Source organism: Longispora urticae (assembly GCF_053902585.1).
Map to the genome: position 1 here is coordinate 64,185 of NZ_JAQZSH010000035.1, position 23,661 is coordinate 87,845.

Consider the following 23,661-nt stretch of genomic DNA (forward strand, 5'->3'; position numbering starts at 1 on the left):
CCTCTAGCCGAGCGCCGTCTCGTAGCCCAGGTGCCGGCCGTGCGCCGGCATCGTCATGACACTGACCTCGACGGGTACGTCCCCGGCGGCGGACAACAACCGGCACAGCACGAGCACGGGCTCCCCTTCGCCCAACGCGAGCGCGGCCCGTTCCGCCGGGGTGGGCATCCTCGCGGTGACGTCCTCGCGCGCCCGCGCCGGGACGTGGCCGAGCGCGGCGAGCAGCGTGACCGCCCCGCCGGGGATCTTCCGGCGCTCGGCGAGGCCGGTACCAGCGGCGATGTGCACCGGGTAGTAGGAATCGGTCAGCTCGACGGCACGGTCCCCGACCCGCATCACCCGCCGCCGCACCACCACCCGCCCGCCGGCCGGCAGCCCCAGCGCCGCCGCGACATCGGCCGGTGCCTCGACCTCCGCCACCTCGGTGAGCTGCTGCGATCCGGTCAGCCCGGAGCCGGCGAGTTCCGCCGTCCACGCGTCGGGCTGCCCGGCCGCGCGCGGCAGCAGGTAGGGCAGTGAGGAAGCGGACCATCGAGGGGTACCGGACACCTGCCGCTCCTCAGCTGCCGTCGCCGGCCTGCGGCCCCGCCGAGCGGGGTACGACGCCCGGCGGGTAGCGCACCTCGACCTCGTCCATCTTCTCGTGCGCGACCTCGTACAGGTCGATGTCCAGCCGCATCGCCAACTGGGACAGGTACGTGAAGACGTCGGCCATCTCGGAGCGGACCCGCGCCGCGTGCTCCGGGTCCGCCATCACCGCGTCGGACTCCTCGGGGGTCAGCCACTGGAACTCGGCGAGCAGCTCGCCCACCTCGCCGGCCAGGGCCATGACCAGGTTCTTCGGCCGGTGGAACTGTCCCCAGTCCCGGTCCGCCGTGAACTTCGCCAACCGGGCGCGCAATTCGTCACTCTGGGTCACCCGGCGAGTCTAGTGCCGGCCGGTCGGCGGCGGGACAACCGTCGGCGCTCCAGCGGAGTACCCGTCGAAGGGGTCGGGGTGTTCCGGAACGCGCGGAAGCGGCGCCACCCGGAGGTGACGCCGCTCCCGGTCGGAGCCGCCCCGAGAGTTATCCCAGGACCGTGCGGAGCCGCTCCACCGCCATGTCGATCTCGTCGCCCGTGACGACCAGCGGCGGGGCGAGCCGGATGGTGGAGCCGTGGGTGTCCTTGACCAGGACGCCCAGGTCCATCAGCTTCTCGCAGGCCTGCCGGCCCGTCATGAGCGCCGGGTCGATGTCGATCCCGGCCCACAGGCCCTGGCCGCGGACGGCGACGATGCCGTGCCCGACCAGGTCCTCCAGCCCGGCGTGCAGCTGCTTGCCCAGGTCGACCGCCCGGGCCTGGTACTCGCCGGTGCGGAGCAGGCCGACGACCGCCCGGCCGACCGCGCAGGCGAGCGGGTTGCCGCCGAACGTGGAGCCGTGCTGGCCGGGCTTGAGGACGCCGAGGACGTCCCGGTTGGCCGCGACGGCGGAGACGGGTACGACGCCGCCGCCGAGGGCCTTGCCCAGCAGGTACATGTCCGGGACGACGCCGGTGTGCTCGATGGCGAAGTTGCGCCCCGTCCGGCCGAGGCCCGACTGGATCTCGTCGCACAGGAAGAGCACGTTGTTGGCGCTGGTCACGGCGCGGACGCCGGCAAGGTAGCCGGGCGGGGGCACGAGGACCCCCGACTCGCCCTGGATGGGTTCGAGCAGGACCGCGACGGTGTTCTCGTCGATCGCCGCCGTCAACGCCGCCAGGTCGCCGTAGGGCACGATCTCGAAGCCGGGGGTGTACGGCCCGAAGTCGGCCCGCGCGTCCTCGTCGGTCGAGAAGCTGATGATCGTCGTGGTACGCCCGTGGAAGTTGTTCTCCGCGACGATGATCTTCGCCTTGTTCTGCGGCACGCCCTTGACCTGGTAGCCCCACTTGCGGGCGACCTTGATCGCGGTCTCCACGGCCTCGGCCCCGGTGTTCATCGGGAGCACGAGCTCCTTGCCGCACAGCTCGGCCAGCTCCTCGCAGAACGGGCCGAACTGGTCGTGGATGAACGCGCGCGACGTCAGCGTGACCCGGTCGAGCTGGGCCTTGGCCGCCTCGATCAGCACCGGGTGCCGGTGGCCGAAGTTGAGGGCGGAGTAGCCGGCGAGGCAGTCCAGGTACCGCTTGCCGTCGATGTCGGTGACCCATGCGCCCTCGCCGTCGGCGATCACCACCGGCAGCGGGTGGTAGTTGTGCGCGGTGTGCCGCTCGGCGTACTCGACGGCGTCGGTGGTCATCACGGCCGGATCTCCAGGGTGCAGCACTTGGGGCCGCCGCCACCCTTGAGCAGCTCGGACAGGTCGACCGTGATCGGGTTGTAGCCCCGGGCCGTCAGGTCCGCGATCAGCTGGGTGGCCTGCGGCGGGACGATCACATTGTGGCCGTCGGAGACCGAGTTCAGGCCGAACACGCCCGCGTCCTCGGCGCTGACCAGCAGGGCCTCCGGGAACAGCCGGGCCAGGACCTGCTGGCTGCCGGGGCTGAACGCGCCCGGGAAGTACGCCACCTGGTCGGCCTCCAGCACGAACAGCGCCGTGTCCAGGTGGTAGTAGCGCGGGTCGACCAGCTGGAGCGAGATGACCGGGCGGCCGAACCACTCCTGCGCCTCCGAGTGCCCGCCCGGGTCGGTGCGGAAGCCGGTGCCGGCGAGCACGAAGTTCTCGGTGACGAGGAAGTCGCCCTCGCCCTCGTTGACGTGCTTGGGGGCCTTGACGTCGTAGCCGGCGGCCTCGAACCAGGCGGAGTAGGCCGGGCCCTCGTCGGCGCGCTGCACGTTGCGGAACTGGGCGCCGAGCACCCGGCCGTCGACGACGGTCGCGCCGTTGGCCGCGAAGACCATGTCCGGCAGGCCCGGGATCGGGTCGATGAAGTCCACCTTGTGGCCCAGCTGCCCGTAGATCTCGACCAACTTCTCCCACTGGGAGACGGCGAGGGCGGTGTCGGTCGGCACCTCGGGGTCCATCCACGGGTTGATCACGTACTCCACGGTGAAGTACGTCGGGCGGCACATGAGATAGTGCCTGGGCTGGAGCTTCATTGATCCTCCGGGGCGAGATCGTCTTATCGTGATGACCCAAACGGTAGGCAACGCGCAGACCGAAAACCATTGCGCTTCGTTGCTCGATTACGGCGACTCGTTGCGTCTTTCCCGGCCTCAACGGCGATTCGTTGCGCGGGTTACGATCCCCCGATGCCCCGTCTGATCCTGGCGTCCGCCAGTCCCGCCCGGTTGGCCCTGCTCCGATCGGCGGGCCTGGATCCCGCGGTCGTGGTGAGCGGCGTGGACGAGTCCGTCGTGACCGGGGCGGCGGCGTTCGTGGCCGGGCAGTTGGCGCGGTTGAAGTGCCGGGCGGTGGCCGCGGGGCAGGGCACGACCACCTCCGACGCCCCAAGCGCCGGCACCCTCGTCCTCGGCTGCGACTCCGTCCTGGAGTTCGACGGCGAGGTCTACGGCAAGCCCGACGACGCCGCCGACGCCCGGGACCGCTGGCTGCGGATGCGCGGCAGGTCGGGGATCCTGCACACCGGCCACCACCTGGTCCTCGGCGACCGCGAGGTCAACGCCGTCGCCGGCACGGTGATCCGGTTCGGGAACCCGTCCGACGCGGAGATCGACGCCTATGTGGCCACCGGCGAGCCGTTGTGGGTCGCGGGCGCTTTCACCCTCGACGGGTACGGCGGCTGGTTCGTGGACGGCATCGAGGGCGACCACGGCAACGTACTGGGCCTGTCGTTGCCGCTGTTCCGCCGGATGCTCGCCGAGCTGGGCGTCGCGGTGACCGACCTCTGGGCCCCGCCGGCCCCCTAGGCGCGGGCCCACCCGATCCGGGAGCCCGGGTCCCGCTCAGCCCGTGGCGACCGGCACCCGCGCCGACAGCCGCCGGCTCGCCTGCCACACGCACACCGCCCCCACCGCCAGCAGGATCGGCAGCAGCAGGAACGCCCGGTGGGTGCCGATCCGGTCCGCGACCGGGGCCAGGACGAACGTGGTCACCGCGAAGGACATCCCCATCGCGTACGAGGACAGGGCCGTCGCCCGGTCCGGGTGCCCGCCGGACGCGTCGATGCACAGCGCGATGCCCATCGGGTAGTGCACGGCCATCCCGAGCCCGGCGAGGACCAGCCCCGCAATGGCCAGGGCGGGCACGGTGCTCGTCCAGAACAGCGCGAACCCGGCGAGCGCGAACGCCAGCGACCCGAGCAGCAGGGTCGCCGGCCGGTACCGCAGCCCGAGCCGGCCGCCGACGAGCCGGCCGAGGAACATGCCGCCGATGACGGCCGAGATGCTGCCGGCCGCCGCGCCGTCGGACATGCCCGCGTGGTCGCGCAGCACGGTGCTCCCCCACTGGGTGAGGCACACCTCGACCGCGCCGAACAGGGCCATGACGGCCCACGCGAACCAGTACGCGAGGGGCAGCCGGCCGGGGCGGTCGCCGTGCACGACCGCGTACCCGCCGGTCACGGTGCTCGTGTGGGTGACCTTGGCGTAGACGGCCAGGGCGGCGATGAGCAGGACGGTCACGGCGATGGCGGGCCGCCAGCCGTAGCCGAGGGCGACCGCGCCGCCGACCACGGCCGGGGCGACGACGCCGAGCCCGGAGGCCATCGCGTTGGCCTCGCTGATCGCGGCGGGGGCGCTGGGTCCGTGCGCGTCGGTGAGGGTGGGCGAGATGTAGCTGACCACGACGATGCCGAAGATCGAGGTGAGCAGGGTCGCGCCGAGGGTGAGCGGCAGCGGCTCGGACAGCACGAGGGCGGTGACGCCGACGGCCACCCCGGCGAGGCCGATCCACACGACCCGGCCGCGGCCGAACCGGCGGAGCAGCAGCGGGTACACCAGGCCCCCGCCGATCATCGAGCCGACCGCCAGGGCGCTGCCGTGCAGGCTGGCCACGAACTTGCTCGTGCCCTGTTCGTCCTGGAGCAACGGGACGACGGGGGCGAACGCGTAGAGGAAGTAGCCCCAGATGCCGAGCTGGGCGTAGCTCAGCCAGGTGAGTCGGTCGCGCAGGAGACGGGGCACGCCCCTGACGCTAGCGCCAGGGGCGTGCAGATTCGCAACCGTGTAGCGAAACTAACGGACGGACTTGGCGAACTTCCGGCTCGCCCAGACCACGCACAGCAGGGTCGGGATCGCCACGAACAGCAGGCCCTTCCACACCACCGGGTCGCCCGGGTTGCCGGCGAACAGCTGCCGGGCGGCGTCGGCGGCCCACTTGAACGGGATGAACTTGGAGATCGTCGACAGCCAGCCCGGGGCGAACGTCATCGGCAGCAGGATGCCCGAGAGCAGCCAGATCGGCATGCTGATCGTGTTGAGCAGCGGGGCGAGGGCGTCCTCGCTGCGCAGGATGAGCGCGATCGCGTACGAGAACGAGGACATCAGCAGCCCGATGAGGGCGAGCAGCGCCAACGCCAACGCCAGGTTGCCGATCTCGACCTTGAGCCCGAGCGGCAGGGCGAGCAGCACGATCACCAGCGACTGGAAGATCAGCATCACGATGTCGCGGCCCGACCGGCCGAGCAGCAGGGCGAGCCGGCTGACCGGGGTGACCCGCATCCGCTCGATGACGCCCTGCCGGAGCTCGGCGACGAGCGCGAAGCCGACGAACATCGAGCCGAACATGGCGAGCTGGATCAGCAGGCCGGGGATGAAGAACTGGTACGCCGCCGACTCGGGCGCGCCCGGCGGGAGCTGGGCCTGCAACGCCTTGGTGAGCAGCGGGCCGAAGAGGTAGAGGAAGTACAGCGGCTGCATGATGCCGACGATGACCCAGACCGGGTTGCGCAGGAGCAGCGCCATCTGCCGGGCGAAGACGAGCCAGGTGTCACGGAGGAGTTTCACGCGTTCTCTCCCTCACGGAGCGAGCGGCCGGTCTGGCGCAGGAACACGTCGTCGAGGCTGGGCCGGTGCAGCTCGATGGAGCTGAGCGGGATGGCCTTGCTGTCGAGGAGGCGCAGCAGGTGCGGGAGTGCGGCGGAGCCGTCCTCCACGTACAGCCGGAGGCCGGACGCGGTGGTCTCGGCCTCGCGGACGTAGCTCTCCTGCTTGACCAGGGCCTCGGCGGCCGCGAGGTCGTGGGCGAGGACCCCGATGTTCACGACGTCCCCGGAGACCTGGCGCTTGAGCTCGTCGGTGCCGCCGGTGACGACGATCTGACCGTGGTCGATGATCGCGATCCGGTCGCAGAGCGCGTCGGCCTCGTCCAGGTAGTGGGTGGTGATGAAGACGGTCATGCCCTCGTCCCGGAGCCGGCGGACCTCGCCCCACATGTGGGCGCGGCTCTGCGGGTCCAGGCCGGTGGTGGGCTCGTCGAGGAAGACGAGCTGCGGCTTGTGCATCAGGCTGAGCGCGATGTCGAGCCTGCGGCGCTGGCCGCCGGAGTAGGTCTTGGTCTTGCGGTCGGCGAACTCCTCGAGCTGGAACGCCTTGATGGCGTGCTCGGCGCGCGCCTTGCACTCGGTGCGGTTGATGCCGTGCAGCCGGCCCTGGTAGACGAGCTCCTCGCGGGCGCTGACCTCGTCCCACGTGCCGCCGCCCTGGGCGACGTAGCCGATCCGGGCGCGGACGTCCCCGGGCTGCTTGCGCAGGTCGGCGCCTGCGATGGTCGCGGTGCCGCCGGAGGGCTCCAGCAGGGTGGCGAGCATTCGGAGGGTCGTGGTCTTGCCGGCGCCGTTGGGGCCGAGGAAGCCGAAGATCTCGCCCTCCTCCACGGCGAGGTCGACGCCGCGGACGGCTTCGACATCTCCCTTACGGGAGCTGAAGGTCTTTTTCAGCCCCACTGTCTCAATGATCACTACATGCTCCAGACGTCAATTCTCGGCATCATGGTGACATCACTATGACGTCACGTCAACTCACGAAACCGCACCCGCATTGTGCTGGTCACCACCGACAGTTTCCGACAGGATGTACCCGCCAGTAGCTATAACGGTCATAGCGCGAAGGAGCTCCGTGTCCCCGCCCCCGCGTCGCTCCGCGTCCGCGTCCGGACTCGGCTGGGCCTTCATCCTGCCGTCGATTGTCGGTTTTGGCCTCTTCATTTTCTGGCCGCTGGGCCAGTCGGTCTCGCTGTCACTGCACGGCAACGACCTGTTCGGCAGGCCGAGCGCGTATGTCGGGCTGCTGAACTTCACGGAGATGTTCGCGGATCCGGAGTTCGGCCAGGTGCTGCTCGTGACCCTCGGGTTCACCGTGCTGTCCGTGGTGCCGGCCGTCGTGGGCGCCCTGTTCGTGGTGCTGCTGCTGGAGGCGCGGATCCGGGGCGTCCGCTTCCTGCGGACCGTGTTCGCGCTGCCCTTCGCGTTCAGCGTCGCCACCGCGAGCGTCGTGTTCGCCGTGATCTACAACCCGGCGGTCGGGATCGCCAACGCTGCCCTCGGCAGCCTCGGCGCGGACCGGGTCGACTGGCTCACCGATCCCTCGATGGCGCTGGTCTCGGTGGCGGCGACGACGGTCTGGATGAACCTCGGGTACAACGTGCTGGTGCTGTCCGCCGGGGTGGGCTCGATCCCGTCCGAGGTGGTGGAGGCGGCCCGGCTGGACGGGGCGACCGGCTGGAAACTCGCCCGGGGCGTACTCATCCCGTTGTTGTCCCCGCAGTTGTTCTTCCTGGTGGTGGTCTCGACGATCCACGCGTTGCAGAGCTTCGGCCAGATCCACATCCTCACCAGGGGCGGGCCGAACGGGCAGACCACCACCCTGGTGTACTCGATCTACGAGAAGGCCTTCGCGTACGGCTCCTCGGACTTCGGCGGGGCCAGCGCGCGGGCGATCGTCCTCCTGCTGATCGTGCTGGCGTGCACGGCGGTGCAGTTCGGCGTGCTGGAGCGGCGGGTGCACTACACATGAGAAAACTGCCCGTCTACCTGGTACTCGTCCTCGCCGCGATCCCCGTGCTCTTCCCGGTGTACTACGCGTTCGCCGGCTCGGTCATGGTGCCCGGCGACCTGAGCCCGCCGGCGCTGTTCCCGCGCACCGGGGTGCGGCCGGAGAACTTCGGCGACGTGCTGGCGGCCGTGCCGCTGGCCAGGCAGTACGCCAACTCGGCGGTCCAGGCCGGGGTGATCACGGTCAGCCAGCTGCTCACCAGCATTCTCGCGGCCTACGCCTTCGTCTACCTGCGCCTGCCGAAGTTCGTGTTCTGGGGCTTCCTGGCCACCCTGATGGTGCCCGTCGAGTCGATCATCATCCCGAACTATCTGCGGATCTCGGACTGGGGCCTGGCGCGCGGCCCCGGCACGTACCTCGGACTGGTCCTGCCCTTTCTCGCCAGCGCCTTCGGGACCTTCCTGCTCCGGCAGAGCTTCCGGCAGTTCCCCGCCGAGCTGCGCGACGCGGCGGCGATGGACGGCGCGGGGCACCTGAGGTTCCTGTTCCGGATCCTGGTGCCGCTGTCCAAGCCGGCGATCGCGGCCGTCGGCGTGTACGTGTTCCTGTCCGCGTGGAACCAGTTCCTCTGGCCGTTGCTGCTGGTCCGGGACCCGTCGTACCAGACGTTGCAGATCGGCGTGTCCCAGCTCAACGACGCCGAGGCCGCCTCGCCCGGCCTGATCCTCGCCGGGGTCGTGCTCTCCCTGCTGCCCACCCTCGCCATCGTGATCTTCGGGCAGCGGCACATCGTCCGTGGTCTGACCGCCGGTGCGGTCAAGTAGAAAGGCTCGCCCATGAAACGAAGGCTGCTCCCCCTGCTGCTGGTCCTCGGCCTGGCCGCCGCGTGCACCAGCTCCCCGAAGGCGCAGGCCCCGACCGACGCGCCGGGCGCCGACGCGCTCGCCAACGCGAAGGGTGAGACGAACGTCGAGTTCTGGCACTCGATGAAGGGCGCCAACGCGACCGCCCTGGAGGCGCTGACCTCGACGTTCAACAAGGAGCACGCCGGGAAGATCAAGATCAGTCCGGTGTACCAGGGCAGCTACGACGAGACCGTCACCAAGTACAAGGCGGCGGTGCAGCAGAAGAACACGCCGACCCTGGTGATGATCTACGACATCGGCACCCGGTTCATGGTCGACTCGAAGCAGACGGTGCCGATGCAGAGCTTCGTGGACGCCGACAAGTTCGCCCTCGACGACCTCGAACCCAACATCGCCAGCTACTACAAGGTCGGCGGCAAGCTCCAGTCCATGCCGTTCAACTCCTCCACTCCCCTGCTCTACCTGAACAAGGAGGCGTTCGACCGGGCCGGGCTGGACGTGACGAAGCCGCCGCGCACGCTCGACGAGCTCTCCGAGTACGCGCGCAAGCTCACCGTCCGCGACTCCTCCGGCAAGGTCACCCAGTACGGCTTCAACGCCGCCATCTACGGCTGGTTCGTCGAACAGCTGCTGGCCACCAACGCCGAGGAGTACTGCGACCAGGGCAACGGCCGCAATGGTCTCGCCACGAAGGTCAACTTCGCGTCCCCGACCGGGATCAAGGTCGCCCAGTGGTGGGCGGACCTGGTGAAGTCCGGCAACGCCACGAACACCGGCCGCAAGACCGACGACGCGCAGGCCGCGTTCAAGTCGGGCACGGTCGCCATGCACCTGGAGTCGACCTCGACGCTCCGCGGCTACCTGGACGCGGCGAAGGGCAAGTTCACCGTGGCCACCGCGCCGTTCCCGAAGGTCTCGAAGACCTCGACCGGCGGTCCGATCATCGGCGGCGCGTCACTGTGGATCAACGGGATCGGGCACTCGGCCGCCGAGCAGAGGGCCGCGTGGGAGTTCACGAAGTGGGCGGTCGGGGCGACCCAGCAGGCCCAGTGGCACACGGGCACGGGCTACGTACCCGTCAACCGCAAGGCCGTGATCGACGCGGCCCCGCAGTTCGGCACGGCGGTGACCCAGCTGCACGACCTGCCGCCGTCGGTCGCCTCGGCCGGGTGCGCGCTCGGCGTGATGCCGCAGGCCCGCAAGGCCGCCGAGGACGGGCTGGAGGCCGCGATCACGGACACGAAGAACGCGGACGAGGCGATGACCGATGCGGCGGGGACGCTGAAGTCGCCGATCGACGCGTACAACAGGGCGGTCAAGTAGGTCCCGGGCGGGCTCGCCGGGCCGGCCACGACCGAGCCCCGGGAGCCCGCCCCGCCCGGTCCCGGGATGTGCCCCGGCCTGGTCTCGGGCCTGATCCGGCCCTGCCGCGGGATGTGCCCCGGCCTGGTCTCGGGCCTGATCCGGCCCTGCCGCGGGACGTGGCCCGGCCTGGTCCCGGGGCCTGATCCGGCCCGGTCACCGGAGCCGCGCGCAAGACCCTCCGGAGTGACATTTCCCGGGGGCCCGTTCGGGGCCCCCGGGAAACGGGGACCGCTAGACTCCGGACCGTGCGCAAGGTATTGATCGCCAATCGTGGCGAAATCGCGGTTCGTGTCATCCGGGCCTGTCGGGACGCCGGCCTCGCCAGCGTCGCCGTGTACGCCGATTCGGACAGGGACGCCCCCCACGCCCGAATGGCCGACGAGGCGTTCGCGCTCGGCGGTGACACCCCCGGCGACACCTACCTGGTGATCGACAAGCTGATCGACGTCGCCCGGAAGTCCGGCGCCGACGCGGTGCACCCCGGCTACGGCTTCCTCTCCGAGAACGCCGAGTTCGCCGAGGCCGTGACCAGCGCGGGGCTGACCTGGATCGGCCCGTCCCCGCAGGCCATCCGGGACCTCGGCGACAAGGTGACCGCCCGGCACATCGCGGCCCGGGCCGGCGCGCCCCTCGTCGCGGGCACCGCCGACCCGGTGTCCGACGCCGACGAGATCGTGGCGTTCGCCAAGGAGCACGGCCTGCCGATCGCGATCAAGGCGGCGTTCGGCGGCGGCGGGCGCGGGCTGAAGGTCGCCCGCGACCTGGAGGAGATCCCCGAGCTGTTCGCGTCCGCGACCCGGGAGGCCGTCGCGGCGTTCGGTCGGGGCGAGTGCTTCGTCGAGCGGTACCTGGACAAGCCCCGGCACGTCGAGGCGCAGGTCCTGGCCGACCAGCACGGCAACGTGATCGTCGTCGGCACCCGGGACTGCTCGTTGCAGCGCCGGCACCAGAAGCTGGTCGAGGAGGCCCCGGCGCCGTTCCTCAGCGACGCCCAGCGGGCCCAGATCCACACGTCCGCGAAGGCCATCTGCCGCGAGGCGGGGTACTACGGCGCCGGTACCGTCGAGTATCTCGTCGGGGTCGACGGCACCATCTCCTTCCTGGAGGTCAACACCCGGCTCCAGGTCGAGCACCCGGTCTCGGAGGAGACCACGGGCCTGGACCTGGTCCGCGAACAGTTCCGGATCGCCGACGGGCTCGCGCTGGAGATCACCGAGGACCCGACGCCGCGCGGCCACTCCTTCGAGTTCCGGATCAACGGCGAGGACCCGGGCCGGGGCTTCCTGCCCGCGCCGGGCGTCGTGACCCGCTTCGTGGCCCCGTCCGGGCCGGGCGTGCGGGTCGACGCGGGCATCGAGTCAGGCTCCGTGATCGGCGGCAACTTCGACTCGCTGCTCGCCAAGGTGATCGTGACCGGGGCGACCCGCGAGGAGGCCCTGGAGCGCTCCCGCCGGGTCCTGGACGAGCTGGTCGTCGAGGGCATGGCCACCGCGCTGCCGTTCCACCGGGCGATCGTCCGGGACGAGGCGTTCACGGCCGACCCGTTCACCGTGCACACCCGGTGGATCGAGACGGAATGGGTCAATTCGGTGACCCCGTTCGCCGATCCGGCCCTGTCCGAGGAGTCCGAGCCGCGCGAGACGATCGTGGTCGAGGTCGGCGGCAAGCGGCTGTCGGTCACGCTGCCCGCCGGGCTGGGCGCCGGTTCCGCCCCCGCCGCCAAGAAGGCGGCCCCGAAGCGGGGCGGCGGCGGTGGCGCGAAGAAGGCCGCGAGCGGTTCGTCGCTGGCCAGCCCCATGCAGGGCACGATCGTGAAGATCGCCGTCGAGGAGGGCCAGCAGGTGGCCGAGGGCGACCTGATCGTGGTCCTGGAGGCCATGAAGATGGAGCAGCCGCTGAACGCGCACAAGGCGGGCACGGTCACGGGCCTGGCCGCGGTCGTGGGCGAGGTCGTCTCGGCGGGCGCGGTGCTCTGCGAGATCAAGGACTAGTTTTCGGGTACGAGGTGGGCCGGTCCGTTCGCGGGCCGGCCCTCTATCGTTCGCCGGCCACCCACCCTTTCGCCGACCACCCGCCTTGTCGCGGGGACCGAAGCCACCTTGTCGCTCGGCCTGTTCGTCAGGCATCGAGAAGGTCGGTGAGGGCCGAGGAATGCTCGACGTGCGCCTGGTGCATCCGCACCTGGAGGACCAGGTTGGCCATCGTCAACGCCGCGTAGGAGATGTCGACCTCCATGCCCATCCGCTCGCGCAGCCAGGGGGCGACCTCGCTCCACCGGTAGAACGTGGTGCCCTCACGACCGGGGTTGACCGGCACAGGGAACTCCCCACCGCCCCTCTCACCCAGCGCGTACCGCCGGATCGACTCGCGGCTGCGGCCGACCCGGGTGGCGATGTCTGCCAGGGTGAGCAGGTCGTCATCGGCCACGCGAACCGCCTTGAGGCCCGACACCTTCTCGACATCGCGGACAGCGGAGGCGATGGCGTCGGCCAGCGTCTCGGCGTTCCGGTCGAACTCGGCGATCCCGATCGTGCCGCCGCCCTCGGTGCCGAACGACGCGTCTTCGCAGCCCGCTTCGTAGAGCTCGTCCAACTCCTCGTCGGACGGCACCCGGTTGAGCACAAGGGTGAACGCGTAAGTCGCCACCGTCGGCCTCCCTCGACTCGCAGCCATCGTCGCCTCAAGCATGATCATGCCCCCTTACGAATCCGTCGAGGCGCTTGGCGTGCGCGCCGGGGTCCTTCGGCGTGCTGAAAACGGCGAACGTGTCCCGACAGCTGTCACAGGTGACCTGTCCCCAACGGTGGCCTCGGTGGATTTCATCGACTCTCAGGCCCGCGTCCCGCGCCCGCTTGAGCGCCTCGGCGATGTCCTTCTTGGGGTGTCGACCCGCGCTGACCACAGAGCTCTCCTAAGAAACATGCGTCCTACCTCCTGGGAGTGCCGTTGTCCGCCAGCACGGTGCAAGAGTACACCCCCAGGGTGCAGGAATGCACCCCCCTATTTCGCGAAGAGGAGTCTGATCACCGGGCGGGGGTCGGCGACCACCTCGGGGGGCAGGTTGCCGGCCAGGGCCAGGGTGGCGAAGCCGTGCACGATGGACCAGGCCGCGTAGCCGGTGAGCTGCGGGTCCGGGCCGAGTTCCCGGGCGGGGCGGTTGGCCAGTCCGGCCTGGAGCGCGGCGGCGCTGGCGTCGCGGGCGGGCCCGATCTCGTCCTCCCGGTACAGCGTCGGGTGGAACATCACCTCGAAGTGCGCCGGGTGCGCCATGGCGAACCGGATGTAGGCCACCCCCGCGTCGAGGATGTCGCCGCCGGCCGCCGTGAGGGCCTCGGCCAGCAGCTCGTACCCCTCGATGGCCAGTGCCGTGAGCAGCCCGAGCTTGTCGCCGAAGTGGTGGGCGGGCGCCGCGTGCGAGACGCCGGCCCGGCGGGCGAGGTCGCGGAGGCTGAGCGCGGCGGGGCCGGTCTCGGCGATCGCCTCGGCGGCGGTGGCGAGCAGCGTGCGGCGGAGATCTCCGTGGTGGTAGCCCATGCCCACATCTTGCCATTGACAAGTTCAGGACGCCAGCCCTAGTCTTGACACTGACAAGATTGGAGTACGGACATGGCACCCCTCATCGCACTCGTGGTCGGTTCGCTGCTGTTCCGGGGCACCGGCTGGCTCGGCGTGGACCTCTTCGACACCTGGCCGGAGGCCCTGCGCGGCGGGCTGGCCCTGATGTTCCTGGTCACCGGGATCGCACACTTCCACCCCAAGCTGCGCGGCGACATGATCGCGATGGTGCCGCCGGCCCTGCCCGCCCCCGCCCTGCTGGTCACCGCCACCGGCGTCCTCGAACTGGCCGGCGCCGCCGGTCTGCTGTTCCCCCCGACGGCCCGGCTCGCCGCGATCTGCCTGGGCCTGCTGCTCCTGGCCATGTTCCCGGCGAACGTGTACGCGGCCCGCGCGAAGCTGATGTTCGGCGGCCGGCCCGCGACGGCGCTCCTGCCCCGCACCGTCGAGCAGGTCGTGTTCCTGGCGGCGTGCGTGGTGGCGGCGCTGTAGCCCGAGCCCCGGGCCGGTGGTCGCGACGGCGGGTCGCGGCCACCGGCCCGGGTTCGGCGTCCGGTCAGCTCTCCTTCGGAGCAGCCGGGGCGGGAGCGACCGGAACGGCCCCGGTCTGAGCCGACGTGACCGGAACCGACCCGGTCGGAGCCGACGTCACCAGCGCGGACGCGGTCGGCGCCACCCGCGCGACCCCCCGGCTCCGCCGCCGCCACACCAACAGCCCCACCAGCGGAATCGCCAGCACCACCAGGAACGGCAGCAGCGCCCCGAACACCGTCAGCGCCGCGTCGACCAGCCCGGTGAACCCCTTCCACCCGGATTTCAGCCCCGCGAGGAACCCGGTCTCGGGCTTCTTCGGCTCGACCACCTTGACCGGCGCGTCCGGCCCGATCAGCTTCACGGTGATCGTGGACAGCGTCACCTGGTCGTCGAGGCTGCGCTTGCGGGCCTCCAGCGAGGCCAGTTCGCCCTCCCGCTTGGCGAGCTCGGCCTCGATCGTGGTGATCTCGGACAGGCCGGTGGCCTTGTCGAGCAGGCCCCGGATCCGCTGCACGCTGGCCCGCTGGGCGATGATCCGGGCGTCGACGTCGACCACGGCGGAGGTGACGTCCTCGGTCTTGATCTCGCGGGCCTGCTCCTTGCCGAGCTTCGCGATCTCGGTGACCGTGGCGTAGAACGCGGCGGAGGGTACCCGCAGGGTCAGGGTCGCGGTCGGCGCGCCCCGCCCGGTGCCGCGCTGCTCCCCGCCCACGAAGCCCCGGGCCCGCTCCGCGATGGCGGCGGCGTCCCCGGCCGCGGTCTCCATGTTGTCCACCTTCACCGTGGTCGTTCCGGTGTAGATGATCGAGCGGGTGCTCACGTCGACCTGGGCCGGGGCGCCCTTGAGCGGCGGGGCGGCGTCCTTGGCGGGCGGCGGTGCCCCGTTGGGCGCCTGCGCCGCCGGGCCCGCGGCGCTCTTCTCGGAACGGTCGTCGGAGGCGGACGAACAGCCGGTCAGGGCGACCGCCAACAGGGGGATGACTATCCACTTGGTACGCATGTCGATCCGATGTGCGTCCTGGGCACCCGGTTCCGTCCGGTCGGTTGCGAGTCGGCATAGGCTAGGTCACATGGAGCTCACGAAGCACGCCCGGCCCGGCCGCGCGCGTCCCGGCCGCCCGGCCTGACCCGATGACCCCGGCGGAGACGGCGGCGGCCCTGAAGGCGGCCGTGCACACCCTGGGCGCGGCGTACGGCGAGTGCCCGCAGACCCTGCGCCGGGCCCGCGCGATGGGCCTGACCGGCTGGGGCTTCTACGTGGCCGGCCGGGGCGGCGTGCTCGGCGACGTCCGCCCGGAGGTGGTGGCGAGCGCCATGGGCTTCATCGCGCTGGACGCGGTGCGCGACGGCTGGCACGCGGCGCGCCGGACGGCCCGGCCGACGGACATCGCGGAGGCGAGCCTGGCGGAGTGCTGCCGGTGGGGCAGGGAGCGGCTGGACGGCTTCGCGGGGGTGGCCCGGCTGGCGGACCTGGCGGGCCGGGTCGCGGCGGCGGCGGACGCGGCGGGGCTGCCCCTGTTCGGGGCGTGGCGGTCGACGCCGGCCCCGGAGGACGGTCCCGGGGCCCGGGCGGCGGTGGCGTTGCACCTGTTGCGGGAGTTCCGGGGCGGGGTGCACCTGTTGGCGGTCCGGGCGGTGGGGCTCACCCCGATCGAGGCGATCGTGGCGGGGCCGGAGGGTCCGGCGGGGGCGATGGCGTTCGGCTGGCAGCCGCCGTACCCGGAGATCGCTCCGCTCTTCCGCCGGCGGGCGAACGCGGAGGTCCTGACGGACCGGCTCGCGGGTGACGCGTTCCGGGCGCTGGCCCCCGCGGAGCGCTCCGAACTGGTGAGCCTGGTCTCCGCCGCGCGGGAAGTCGTGTCCCGCAAGCCCTGATTTATGAAATCTGGTGGACGACGTGGGGTGGCCGGACTTCACTGGGAACATGAGCACTTTTCCCACGGGGTTCACGACCGCGCGACCGCACCTGGACGACGTCCCGGAGATCCTGACGATGCTGCACGCGAGCGACATCGCCACGATCGGCTTCCCCGACTTCGACGAGTCGCAGGTCACGGAGGTGCTCACCGCCAGCGGCTTCGACCCGGGGGCCGACTCGTGGCTGGTCCGCGATCCGGACGGCCGCCTGGTCTGCTGGGGGTATCTGGAGGACGGTGACCAGGAGATCTTCTGCGAGGCCTACCAGCATCCGGACGAACCGGCCGAGCTGCAACGCACCATGATCGCCCTCCTGATGGCCCGGGCGGTGGAGCGGGCCGCCGCGAAGGGGGCGACCGAGCTGGGTCTCGCCGCGGGGGCGGTGCCCGGCACCGAGGAGCGCTACATCGGCTTCCTCGCCGAGGCGGGCTTCGAGTTCGCCACCCAGCACGCCCGGATGAGCAGGCCGCTCGACGGCGACGAGAAGGCCCCGGTGCCGCCGGAGGACGTGGTGATCAGGGTCATGCGCCCCGAGGAGCTGCGCCGGTTCGACGAGATCGCGGTCGCGACGTTCGCGGACACCGCGCACCCGCTGCACCGGTCGTTCGAGGAGTTCCAGGCCACCCTGACCGGCGAGGTGCCGTGGGACGAGTGGCTGGTCTGCGAGGTCGACGGGGACATGGTGGGGGTGCTGCGGTCCTCCAACCAGGCGCTGGACCGCAACGAGGGCTGGGTGCGCACCCTGGGCGTGCTGGCGGCGCACCGGGGGCGCGGCCTGGCCCGGATGCTGCTGGAGACGGCCTTCGCGTTGTACGCGGAGAAGGGCCGCACGGCCGTGGGGCTGGGCGTGGACACGACGAACCCGACCGGGGCGTACCGGCTGTACGAGTCGCTGGGCATGACGCCGGCCTACGTGGCGAACATCTACAAGCAGACCGTTCCGGTCTAGACCCTGCAGCGGCGTACCGGGGGCGCCCGGTGCTCCAGCTCGGGCCGGACGGCGCCGCCCAGACCTGGGCCTCTCCTGGCCCCGGTGGCCCCGCCCAGAAAGTTTTCCCGTGTACCCGCGCCCGGGCGTGTCGCCCCGTTACGCCGCAGGTCGGGCCCGCAACGCGGCCACGTAGTCGTCGGGCGCGCCGGCCTTCTCCGCCGCGTTGGCGATCTCGGAGAGGTACCACGCCGAGGGCAGGCCGCCCTCGTAGCCGGTGAAGACGTACAGCCACGCCGTGTACTCGCCCTCCAGCGTGGCGACCCGGACATGCAGCTTCCGGTACGTGTCGGAGGCCACCCCCTCCAGGTCGTCGAGCGCCTGGGCGTCGAAGGAGTGGATGTCGTAGAGCGCGACGAACACCTGGTCGCCCGGGGACTCCACCAGGGTGGCCACCGAGCCCTCCGGCCCGATCTCCTTCTCCCCGGCGAAGGTCAGACGCCAGCCTTCCAGCCAGCCGGTCCCCACCATCGGGGAGTGCGGGCAGTAGGCCCGCATGCGGCCGGGATCGAGATTTGAGCCATACGCTGCGTACATCGGCACCAGCCGACGATAGCTTGAATTGCCGTGGTGGAGAATAAGCCTGGCCGGCAGTCGAGTTGTTTGGAGAGTTGGCTTGTGTCTCGCATCGTGATCATTGGTGGTGGCCCGGCCGGGTACGAGGCCGCGCTCGTCGCCGCCCAACTCGACGCCGACGTCACCGTGGTGGAGGCGGACGGGGCCGGTGGGGCGTGCGTCCTGTCCGACTGCGTGCCGTCGAAGACCTTCATCGCGTCCTCGGACGTCGTGACCGCCATGTCGGCGGCGTCGGCCCTCGGGGTCAGCGCCGGTCCGGCGGTGGTGGACGCCCAGGCCGTGTACAGCCGGGTGAAACACCTCGCCATCGCCCAGTCCGAGGATATCCGGGCAAAGCTCTGCAAGGTGGGCGTGGACTTCGTGCACGGCCGGGCCCGGCTGGGCTCCGACGCGCTCGGGCACACCCACCGGGTGGTGATACAGCCAACGAACGGCACCGAGTACGTGGTCGAGGCCGACATCGTGCTGCTGGCCACCGGGGCCACCCCCCGGGTGCTGCCGGACGCCGTGCCGGACGGGGAGCGCATCCTCACCTGGCGCCAGGTGTACGACCTGCCGGACCTGCCCGAGAAGCTGATCGTGATCGGTTCCGGGGTGACGGGCGCGGAGTTCGCCAGCGCGTACAACGCGATCGGGGTGGACACGACGCTGGTCTCCAGCCGGGAGCGGGTCATGCCGCACGAGGACGCCGACGCGGCCGCCGCCATCGAGCGGGTGTTCCGGGCCCGGGGCATGACGATCCTGGGCCGGTCGCGCGCCGACAAGGTTACCCGGACCGCGAACGGGGTGCTGGTGGAGCTGGCCGACGGCCGCAAGGTCGAGGGCAGCCACGCGCTGATGGCCGTGGGCTCGGTGCCGAACACGGAGGGCCTGGGGCTCGACGAGTACGGCGTGAAGACCGACCGGGGCTACATCACCACCGACCGGGTGTCGCGGACCAACGTGCCGGGCATCTACGCGGCCGGCGACGTCACGGGCGTCCTGCCCCTGGCCAGCGTCGCGGCCATGCAGGGCCGGATCGCGATGTGGCACGCCCTGGGCGAGGCGGTCTCCCCGCTGCGCCTGCAGACCGTCGCCGCGAACGTGTTCACCGACCCGGAGCTGGCCACGGTCGGCGTGTCGCAGAACGACGTGGACACCGGCAAGGTCCCGGCCCGGGCCGTGATGCTGCCGCTGGACGGCAACGCCCGGGCGAAGATGGCGAACATCACCGACGGCTTCGTGAAGATCTTCTGCCGGCCGGCGTCGGGGCTGGTCATCGGTGGCGTGGTCGTGGCCCCGAAGGCGAGCGAGCTGATCCTGCCGATCTCGCTGGCCATCGAGCACCACCTGACGGTGTCGCAGCTGGCCCAGACGATCACGATCTACCCGTCGCTGGCGGGGTCGCTGGCCGAGGCCGCCCGGCAGCTGATGCAGCACGAGTTCGTCTAGGACCGTTCCGGTCGCCGGGGCCCCACCAGCCCCGGCGTCCCGCCGGGTTCCCGCTGGGCCGGCACGGGGGCGGCATCGGACTCCGGTGGTTCGTGTGCCGCCACGTCCCAGATCGCCGCCGAGTAGGCCGGGTCAGCCCGGTACCCCCCGTGTCCTCTGATCGGGCCCGTGAACTCGACCGGGTCGCGCAGCCGGCGGTTGTCGGCGGCCGTCACGGGGCCGGCCAGCGGGTCGGTGTCCCGCCACAGGTTCACCCACGGCACGTGCACCTCGCCGAGCACGCCGGGGTTGATCCACGCGGGGAAGTACGTCGCGTACACCCTGGTCAGCGGGGAACCGTGCGAGACGTAGCCGACGGACCAGCCGGGTTCGACGTCGCGCAGGTGCAGCAGCGCGGCGGCGGAGAGCACCGAGCCCTGGCTGTCGCCGACGAGGACCACGGAGCGGAGTTCGCGGATCCGGCCGGCCAGTTCCGGTACCGCGCGCTCGGCGTAGCACGGCGGGGCCAGCGGGTGGGCCAGCCGCGGCCAGAAGGTGCCGATGTCCCACAGCGCGCCGACGGTCCGGCGCATCGTCTGGGAGCTGTAGGCCCACAGCCCGAGCGCCATGGTGGCCAGCACGCACGCCCCGATCAGCCAGGTCCCGAGGTTGACCGCCCAGACCAGGGCGGTGGGCACCCGCGCGTCGGCGATGGCGAGCCCGGTCGCGGCGAGCGCGCCGAGCAGCAGCGGCACGTAGGCCCCGAGGAGCAGGGGCCTGGCCGCCTCGGTGAGCCGCGACCCGCTGATCGCCGCGTCGATCCTCCCGGCCCGCGTGGGGTCGGCGGCCCGGCCGCCGGGGAAGTCCCGGTCGGTGACGGCGCGCGCGGCGGCCCTGCCCCGGCGGAGCACCCGCCACGCGAGCAGCACGACGACCACGCCGACGACGAGCGCGAAGTCGAAACCGAGAGCCGTCCACTTGTACGCCGCCGGCAGCACCCAGTCGTCCCACGGCCGCTCGACCAGCCGGGCCACCCGGTGCGTGAGCCCCGCGTTGAACAGGGCGGTGATCCACAGCGCGTAGGAGCCGACGAGCGCCGGGGTGCGGCCGGCGCGCGCGGCGAGGACCAGCAGGAGCAGGGACTGGCCGGCGAACAGCCAGACGACCGTGGCCGCGTACCCGGGCAGCGGCTCGTAGCGCGCGTACGGGACGTCGGCGTTCATGGCGTGCGTGACGGTGACCGCCGCGACCAGCAGGCCGGCGGTGCGCACCGCCCCGGTGCCGAGCGTCCACCCGGGTCGCCGGCCCCCGCTGTCGTGCACGGCGGGCACCAGGACGAGGACGGCCGCGCTGGCCAGCACGAGCACGGCGGCGACGGTGAACCCGCGCGGCCCGGGTACGAGCGCGGCGAGGGTCGCGAACGCCGCCCCGACGTGCAGCGCGCGGCCCCGGACGACGGGCAGTTCGCCGTTCCACAGGCTGGCGGTGCCGGGCGGGGTGGCGGTGCCGCGGTAGGACTCGTACCGCTTCCAGGTCTGCCGGCCGAGGAACCAGAGCACGCCGATCACGGCGGCCGTGCCGAGCGCGCCGGGTCCGACCCAGTCGCCGCGCCCGCGCTGCCAGCCGAGCACGTCCATCGTGACCCCGCTGATCCCGACCACGAAGGAGCTGGTCAGCGACAGCGCGAACAGGCGGCTCAGGCCCGCGCCCCGGGGGCCGGCGGGCCGCAGCCAGAACGTCAGGTTGGCCAGCGTGAACGGCAGGAGCAGCAGCCACAGTGCCCTCGACGCGGCCCCGGAGGTGAGGCTCCCCCACCGGTACGCCTCCAGGTCCAGGCCCGCCGGGCCCTGCGGGTCCTCGGGCGGCGTCGGCCGGTAGAAGCCCGCGTCGGCGTCGCCCGCGACCCGGGTGGTGTGCTGGCGGCCGAGGATGTGTTCGGCGGAATGGCCGGCGACTCCGTGCACCCGGAGTTCGGTGTGAGGCATACCCAGAGTGTCACCGATATCGACGCAAAGAGATAGATCACCTATGCTGTCCGAACCAATCCCTGTCGGGAGGGGGAAAACGGGTGGTGGAACCGAACTGGATCATCACGTCCGTCGTAGGTGCCGTGATCGGCGTGCTGGTCGTTCCCTTCTACCGCGTCATCCTCTATCCCTTTCGGAGACTGCGCCGACATCCGCTCGGCGGCCTCTGGTATTCGTACAGCTACAGTTTCATCGACGGCCGGCTGCACCTGCGGCACGGTACGTTCCACGTGCGTTCCGGGGTGCTCCAGCGCTATGTGGTCAGCCGGGAGAACTTCGGTCGCTATCCACCGCCGACTTTCGGTGCCACGCCGCCACCGTTGCGCTATCGCGGCAGCGTGTACGAGGAACACGACCACTACGTGATGGTCTTCCAGGGCCGTACGCACACCGAAACTCTGGTCTACCGCTTCGTGAATCGGATCCCCTCGAACGCGGGCATCATCCCGGGCATCTGGCTGGCGTACGACCACGATCTCAATCCCGCCGCCGGTACCGCGATCATCAGTCGCGAACCGCTGGCCCCCGAGACCGTGACCAGCCTCTTGCGCTCCTGGGTAGTATTCGAGAAGGGCGCATTCCACATCCGCAAGACGCCCGCCCGGCACGCCCCCAAGCAGCCCGCAGAGAGCGCGCAGAGGGAAGCCGAGAATCATGAGGACTATTAACGCGGACGTCGTCGTCGTCGGACTCGGCGCGATGGGCAGCCAGACCCTGTGGCGCCTCGCGCACCGCGGCGTGGACGTCGTCGGCGTCGAGCAGTTCGACATCGGACACTCGCGCGGGGCGAGCCACGGCGAGTCGCGCATCATCCGCACCGCGTACGCGGAGGGCGCCGCCTATGTGCCGCTGCTCCTCGATTCCTGGCGGCTGTGGGCGGAACTCGAAAAGGAGTCCGCCACGACTCTGCTCGACCGCACGGGTGGCCTGATGCTCGGGCGGGAGGACTCGCCCGCGATCACCGGTTCGATCGCGTCGGCCGAGGAGCACGGCCTGAAGTACAACGTGCTCAACGCGCGCGAGTTGCACCGGCTCTATCCGCAGCACCGGGTGTCCGAGGACATGATGGCCGTCTTCGAGTACGACGCGGGCGTCATCTATCCCGAGAAGGCCGTCCACGCGGCCGTGGACGCCGCCGTGGCCCTCGGGGCACAGGTGGTCCGGGGCGAGGCCGTCGAGGTCGAACCGGGCCGCGTGAGGCTGGCGGACGGCACGACGGTGTCCGCCCGGCACGTCGTCGTCGCGGGCGGCGGCTGGACGCCCCGGCTGGTGCCCGGGCTCGCCCCGCACGTGCGGGTGGTCCGCCGGGTGGTCGGCTGGTTCGCGGCCACCGCCGCGTACGCGGCCGACCGGTTCCCGGTGTTCATCCGGATGGACGAGAGCTGGGAGCACAACTGGTACGGCTTCCCGGCCATCGGCGGGGCCGTCAAGCTCGGGCTGCACGCCTGGCCCGGCATCGACGAGCCGGTGGACCCGCGCGCCGGGGTCCGGCCGGCCGACGCGCTCGACGCGGCCCGGCTCGGCGACATCGTGGCCGGCACCCTGCCCGGGGTCGACCCGCGGCCGCTGCGCATGGCCACCTGCATGTACTCGCTGACCCCCGACCGGCACTTCCTCGTCGGCGCGCGCGACGGGCTCACCGTCCTCGGCGGCTTCTCCGGTCACGGGTTCAAACTCGCCCCCGCCATCGGGGAGGCCGCCGCCGGGCTGGCCGTCGACGGGGGCTCCGACCTCGCGATCGACCTCTTCGACCCCCGGCGGTTCGATGACCCGGGACGTTAACTACGACGACGGGCTCTACGTCGGGTACGACGACGGCCAGTCGCTCCCGCCCGGCACCACCGAACAGCTCCTCGCCGAGTTCACGTCCCGCGCGCCCGCGCACCGCCCCCTGACCGCGCTGGATCTCGGCGCCGGCACAGGCCGGTTCAGCCCCGGCCTCGCCGACCGGTTCGGCGGCACCGTGTACGCCGTCGAGCCCTCCGCGCAGATGCGCGCCCTCGCCCTGGCCCGCCGCCCGCACCCCCGGGTGCTCTACCTGGACGGCAGCGCAGAGTGCCTCCCGCTGCCGGCGAACGCGTGCGACGTGGTGCTGCTGTTCCTCGTGTACCACCACGTGGCCGACCGGGCCGGCGCGTTCGCCGAGATCGCCCGGGTGCTCCGGCCCGGCGGCAGGGTCCTGCTGTGCGGCAACTTCGCGGGCCGCCCGTCCCCCCGCGCCTGGTCGCCGTACTTCCCCCGGGCGCACGAGGTCGAGGAGTCGGGGCTGCCGACCGTGGAGGAGACCGAGAAGGCGGCACTGCGGGCCGGGCTGGGCCTGGTGAGCCTGTCGACGCTCACCCTGGAGATCGCGCCGAACCTGACGGCCTACCTGGAACGGATCCGGCACCGGGCGGTGTCGGCGTTCCGGCACCTGACCGAGGTGGAGCTGGCCAACGGGCTCAACCAGTTGGCGGCCGCCGCCGCGTCGGAGCCGCCCGCGCCGGTGACCAGCGCGGTCGACCTGGTGGTACTCGCACGAAGGGAGTGACCGAGGAGACCCGGTCACTCCCGCATTCGTCACTAGAT

The 23,661-nt window shown here is 71.6% G+C and carries 24 protein-coding genes; 12 read left to right on the forward strand and 12 right to left on the reverse strand.

Features of this window, described 5'->3' with window-relative positions; translation table 11 throughout:
* Positions 1–3: 3 nt before the first annotated feature.
* From PT931_RS22815 to ddaH, 4 genes are all read right to left on the reverse strand, one after another.
* A complete protein-coding gene (locus PT931_RS22815) occupies positions 4–549 on the reverse strand; it encodes a UTRA domain-containing protein (RefSeq protein ID WP_456247795.1) in 546 nt (181 codons plus the stop codon).
* A gap of 10 nt (positions 550–559) precedes the next feature.
* A complete protein-coding gene (locus PT931_RS22820; protein WP_456247796.1) occupies positions 560–919 on the reverse strand; it encodes a nucleotide pyrophosphohydrolase in 360 nt (119 codons plus the stop codon).
* Positions 920–1,067: 148 nt separating this feature from the next.
* On the reverse strand, positions 1,068–2,261 hold the full coding sequence (gene rocD / locus PT931_RS22825) for an ornithine--oxo-acid transaminase (RefSeq protein ID WP_456248190.1): 1,194 nt from the start codon (positions 2,259–2,261) through the stop codon (positions 1,068–1,070).
* Positions 2,261–3,061 (reverse strand): dimethylargininase, encoded by an 801-nt coding sequence (gene ddaH / locus PT931_RS22830; protein WP_456247797.1) that lies wholly within the window; start codon positions 3,059–3,061, stop codon positions 2,261–2,263. Before ddaH ends, rocD begins: the two co-directional genes overlap by 1 nt.
* A gap of 153 nt (positions 3,062–3,214) precedes the next feature.
* On the opposite strand from ddaH, the gene PT931_RS22835 reads away from it, so the two are divergent.
* The gene (locus tag PT931_RS22835) at positions 3,215–3,832 is read left to right on the forward strand and encodes a Maf family protein (RefSeq protein ID WP_456247798.1); all 618 of its coding nucleotides are present in this window, start codon (positions 3,215–3,217) and stop codon (positions 3,830–3,832) included.
* Positions 3,833–3,868: 36 nt separating this feature from the next.
* Here the strand turns inward: PT931_RS22835 and PT931_RS22840 are convergent, their stop codons facing one another.
* The 3 genes from PT931_RS22840 to PT931_RS22850 are packed head-to-tail and all read right to left on the reverse strand — an operon-like array spanning position 3,869 to position 6,819.
* The gene (locus tag PT931_RS22840) at positions 3,869–5,047 is read right to left on the reverse strand and encodes an MFS transporter (RefSeq protein ID WP_456247799.1); all 1,179 of its coding nucleotides are present in this window, start codon (positions 5,045–5,047) and stop codon (positions 3,869–3,871) included.
* 51 nt (positions 5,048–5,098) lie between these two features.
* Positions 5,099–5,869, reverse strand: a complete 771-nt coding sequence (locus PT931_RS22845) for an ABC transporter permease (protein ID WP_363730831.1) — start codon at positions 5,867–5,869, stop codon at positions 5,099–5,101.
* On the reverse strand, positions 5,866–6,819 hold the full coding sequence (locus tag PT931_RS22850; RefSeq protein ID WP_456248191.1) for an ATP-binding cassette domain-containing protein: 954 nt from the start codon (positions 6,817–6,819) through the stop codon (positions 5,866–5,868). The genes PT931_RS22845 and PT931_RS22850 overlap by 4 nt, the downstream gene beginning before the upstream one ends.
* A 160-nt stretch (positions 6,820–6,979) precedes the next feature.
* Here PT931_RS22850 and PT931_RS22855 point away from each other — a divergent pair, with 160 nt between their 5' ends.
* The 4 genes from PT931_RS22855 to PT931_RS22870 all read left to right on the forward strand — a co-directional run bounded on the left by PT931_RS22855 (position 6,980) and on the right by PT931_RS22870 (position 12,077).
* Positions 6,980–7,876: a carbohydrate ABC transporter permease gene (locus PT931_RS22855; RefSeq protein WP_456247800.1), complete on the forward strand. Its 897-nt coding sequence runs from the start codon at positions 6,980–6,982 to the stop codon at positions 7,874–7,876.
* The gene (locus PT931_RS22860; protein ID WP_456247801.1) at positions 7,873–8,679 is read left to right on the forward strand and encodes a carbohydrate ABC transporter permease; all 807 of its coding nucleotides are present in this window, start codon (positions 7,873–7,875) and stop codon (positions 8,677–8,679) included. The genes PT931_RS22855 and PT931_RS22860 overlap by 4 nt, the downstream gene beginning before the upstream one ends.
* Before the next feature lie 12 nt (positions 8,680–8,691).
* Positions 8,692–10,044: an ABC transporter substrate-binding protein gene (locus PT931_RS22865; protein ID WP_456247802.1), complete on the forward strand. Its 1,353-nt coding sequence runs from the start codon at positions 8,692–8,694 to the stop codon at positions 10,042–10,044.
* Between the two features lie 287 nt (positions 10,045–10,331).
* Positions 10,332–12,077 carry an acetyl/propionyl/methylcrotonyl-CoA carboxylase subunit alpha gene (locus PT931_RS22870; RefSeq protein ID WP_456247803.1) on the forward strand — a complete coding sequence of 582 codons (1,746 nt, stop codon included), beginning with the start codon at positions 10,332–10,334 and terminating at the stop codon, positions 12,075–12,077.
* Between the two features lie 127 nt (positions 12,078–12,204).
* On the opposite strand, the gene PT931_RS22875 is transcribed toward PT931_RS22870, so the two are convergent.
* Positions 12,205–12,732: a helix-turn-helix transcriptional regulator gene (locus PT931_RS22875; RefSeq protein ID WP_456247804.1), complete on the reverse strand. Its 528-nt coding sequence runs from the start codon at positions 12,730–12,732 to the stop codon at positions 12,205–12,207.
* 354 nt (positions 12,733–13,086) lie between these two features.
* Positions 13,087–13,620 (reverse strand): TetR/AcrR family transcriptional regulator, encoded by a 534-nt coding sequence (locus PT931_RS22880; protein WP_456247805.1) that lies wholly within the window; start codon positions 13,618–13,620, stop codon positions 13,087–13,089.
* Positions 13,621–13,692: 72 nt separating this feature from the next.
* Between PT931_RS22880 and PT931_RS22885 the strand changes: the two genes are divergently transcribed.
* Positions 13,693–14,133: a DoxX family protein gene (locus PT931_RS22885; protein ID WP_456247806.1), complete on the forward strand. Its 441-nt coding sequence runs from the start codon at positions 13,693–13,695 to the stop codon at positions 14,131–14,133.
* A gap of 64 nt (positions 14,134–14,197) precedes the next feature.
* On the opposite strand, the gene PT931_RS22890 is transcribed toward PT931_RS22885, so the two are convergent.
* Positions 14,198–15,175 (reverse strand): DUF4349 domain-containing protein, encoded by a 978-nt coding sequence (locus PT931_RS22890; protein WP_456247807.1) that lies wholly within the window; start codon positions 15,173–15,175, stop codon positions 14,198–14,200.
* 131 nt (positions 15,176–15,306) lie between these two features.
* Between PT931_RS22890 and PT931_RS22895 the strand changes: the two genes are divergently transcribed.
* Positions 15,307–16,050, forward strand: coding sequence for an SCO6745 family protein (locus PT931_RS22895; RefSeq protein WP_456247808.1), 744 nt, complete (start codon positions 15,307–15,309; stop codon positions 16,048–16,050).
* Positions 16,051–16,099: 49 nt separating this feature from the next.
* Positions 16,100–17,041, forward strand: coding sequence for a GNAT family N-acetyltransferase (locus PT931_RS22900; protein WP_456247809.1), 942 nt, complete (start codon positions 16,100–16,102; stop codon positions 17,039–17,041).
* A 138-nt stretch (positions 17,042–17,179) separates the two neighbouring features.
* Here the strand turns inward: PT931_RS22900 and PT931_RS22905 are convergent, their stop codons facing one another.
* The gene (locus PT931_RS22905; protein ID WP_363730801.1) at positions 17,180–17,623 is read right to left on the reverse strand and encodes a gamma-glutamylcyclotransferase; all 444 of its coding nucleotides are present in this window, start codon (positions 17,621–17,623) and stop codon (positions 17,180–17,182) included.
* Positions 17,624–17,698: 75 nt separating this feature from the next.
* Between PT931_RS22905 and PT931_RS22910 the strand changes: the two genes are divergently transcribed.
* Positions 17,699–19,087 (forward strand): NAD(P)H-quinone dehydrogenase, encoded by a 1,389-nt coding sequence (locus tag PT931_RS22910; protein WP_456247810.1) that lies wholly within the window; start codon positions 17,699–17,701, stop codon positions 19,085–19,087.
* Here the strand turns inward: PT931_RS22910 and PT931_RS22915 are convergent.
* A complete protein-coding gene (locus PT931_RS22915) occupies positions 19,084–21,051 on the reverse strand; it encodes a hypothetical protein (RefSeq protein ID WP_456247811.1) in 1,968 nt (655 codons plus the stop codon). The genes PT931_RS22910 and PT931_RS22915 overlap by 4 nt on opposite strands.
* Before the next feature lie 83 nt (positions 21,052–21,134).
* Here PT931_RS22915 and PT931_RS22920 point away from each other — a divergent pair, with 83 nt between their 5' ends.
* Genes PT931_RS22920 through PT931_RS22930 form a run of 3 tightly spaced genes read left to right on the forward strand, consistent with a single transcriptional unit; the run spans position 21,135 to position 23,623 of the window.
* Positions 21,135–21,761 carry a hypothetical protein gene (locus PT931_RS22920; RefSeq protein ID WP_456247812.1) on the forward strand — a complete coding sequence of 209 codons (627 nt, stop codon included), beginning with the start codon at positions 21,135–21,137 and terminating at the stop codon, positions 21,759–21,761.
* A complete protein-coding gene (gene solA / locus PT931_RS22925; RefSeq protein WP_456247813.1) occupies positions 21,748–22,875 on the forward strand; it encodes an N-methyl-L-tryptophan oxidase in 1,128 nt (375 codons plus the stop codon). Before PT931_RS22920 ends, solA begins: the two co-directional genes overlap by 14 nt.
* A complete protein-coding gene (locus PT931_RS22930) occupies positions 22,859–23,623 on the forward strand; it encodes a class I SAM-dependent methyltransferase (protein ID WP_456247814.1) in 765 nt (254 codons plus the stop codon). The genes solA and PT931_RS22930 overlap by 17 nt, the downstream gene beginning before the upstream one ends.
* The last annotated feature ends 38 nt before the right edge of the window (positions 23,624–23,661 follow it).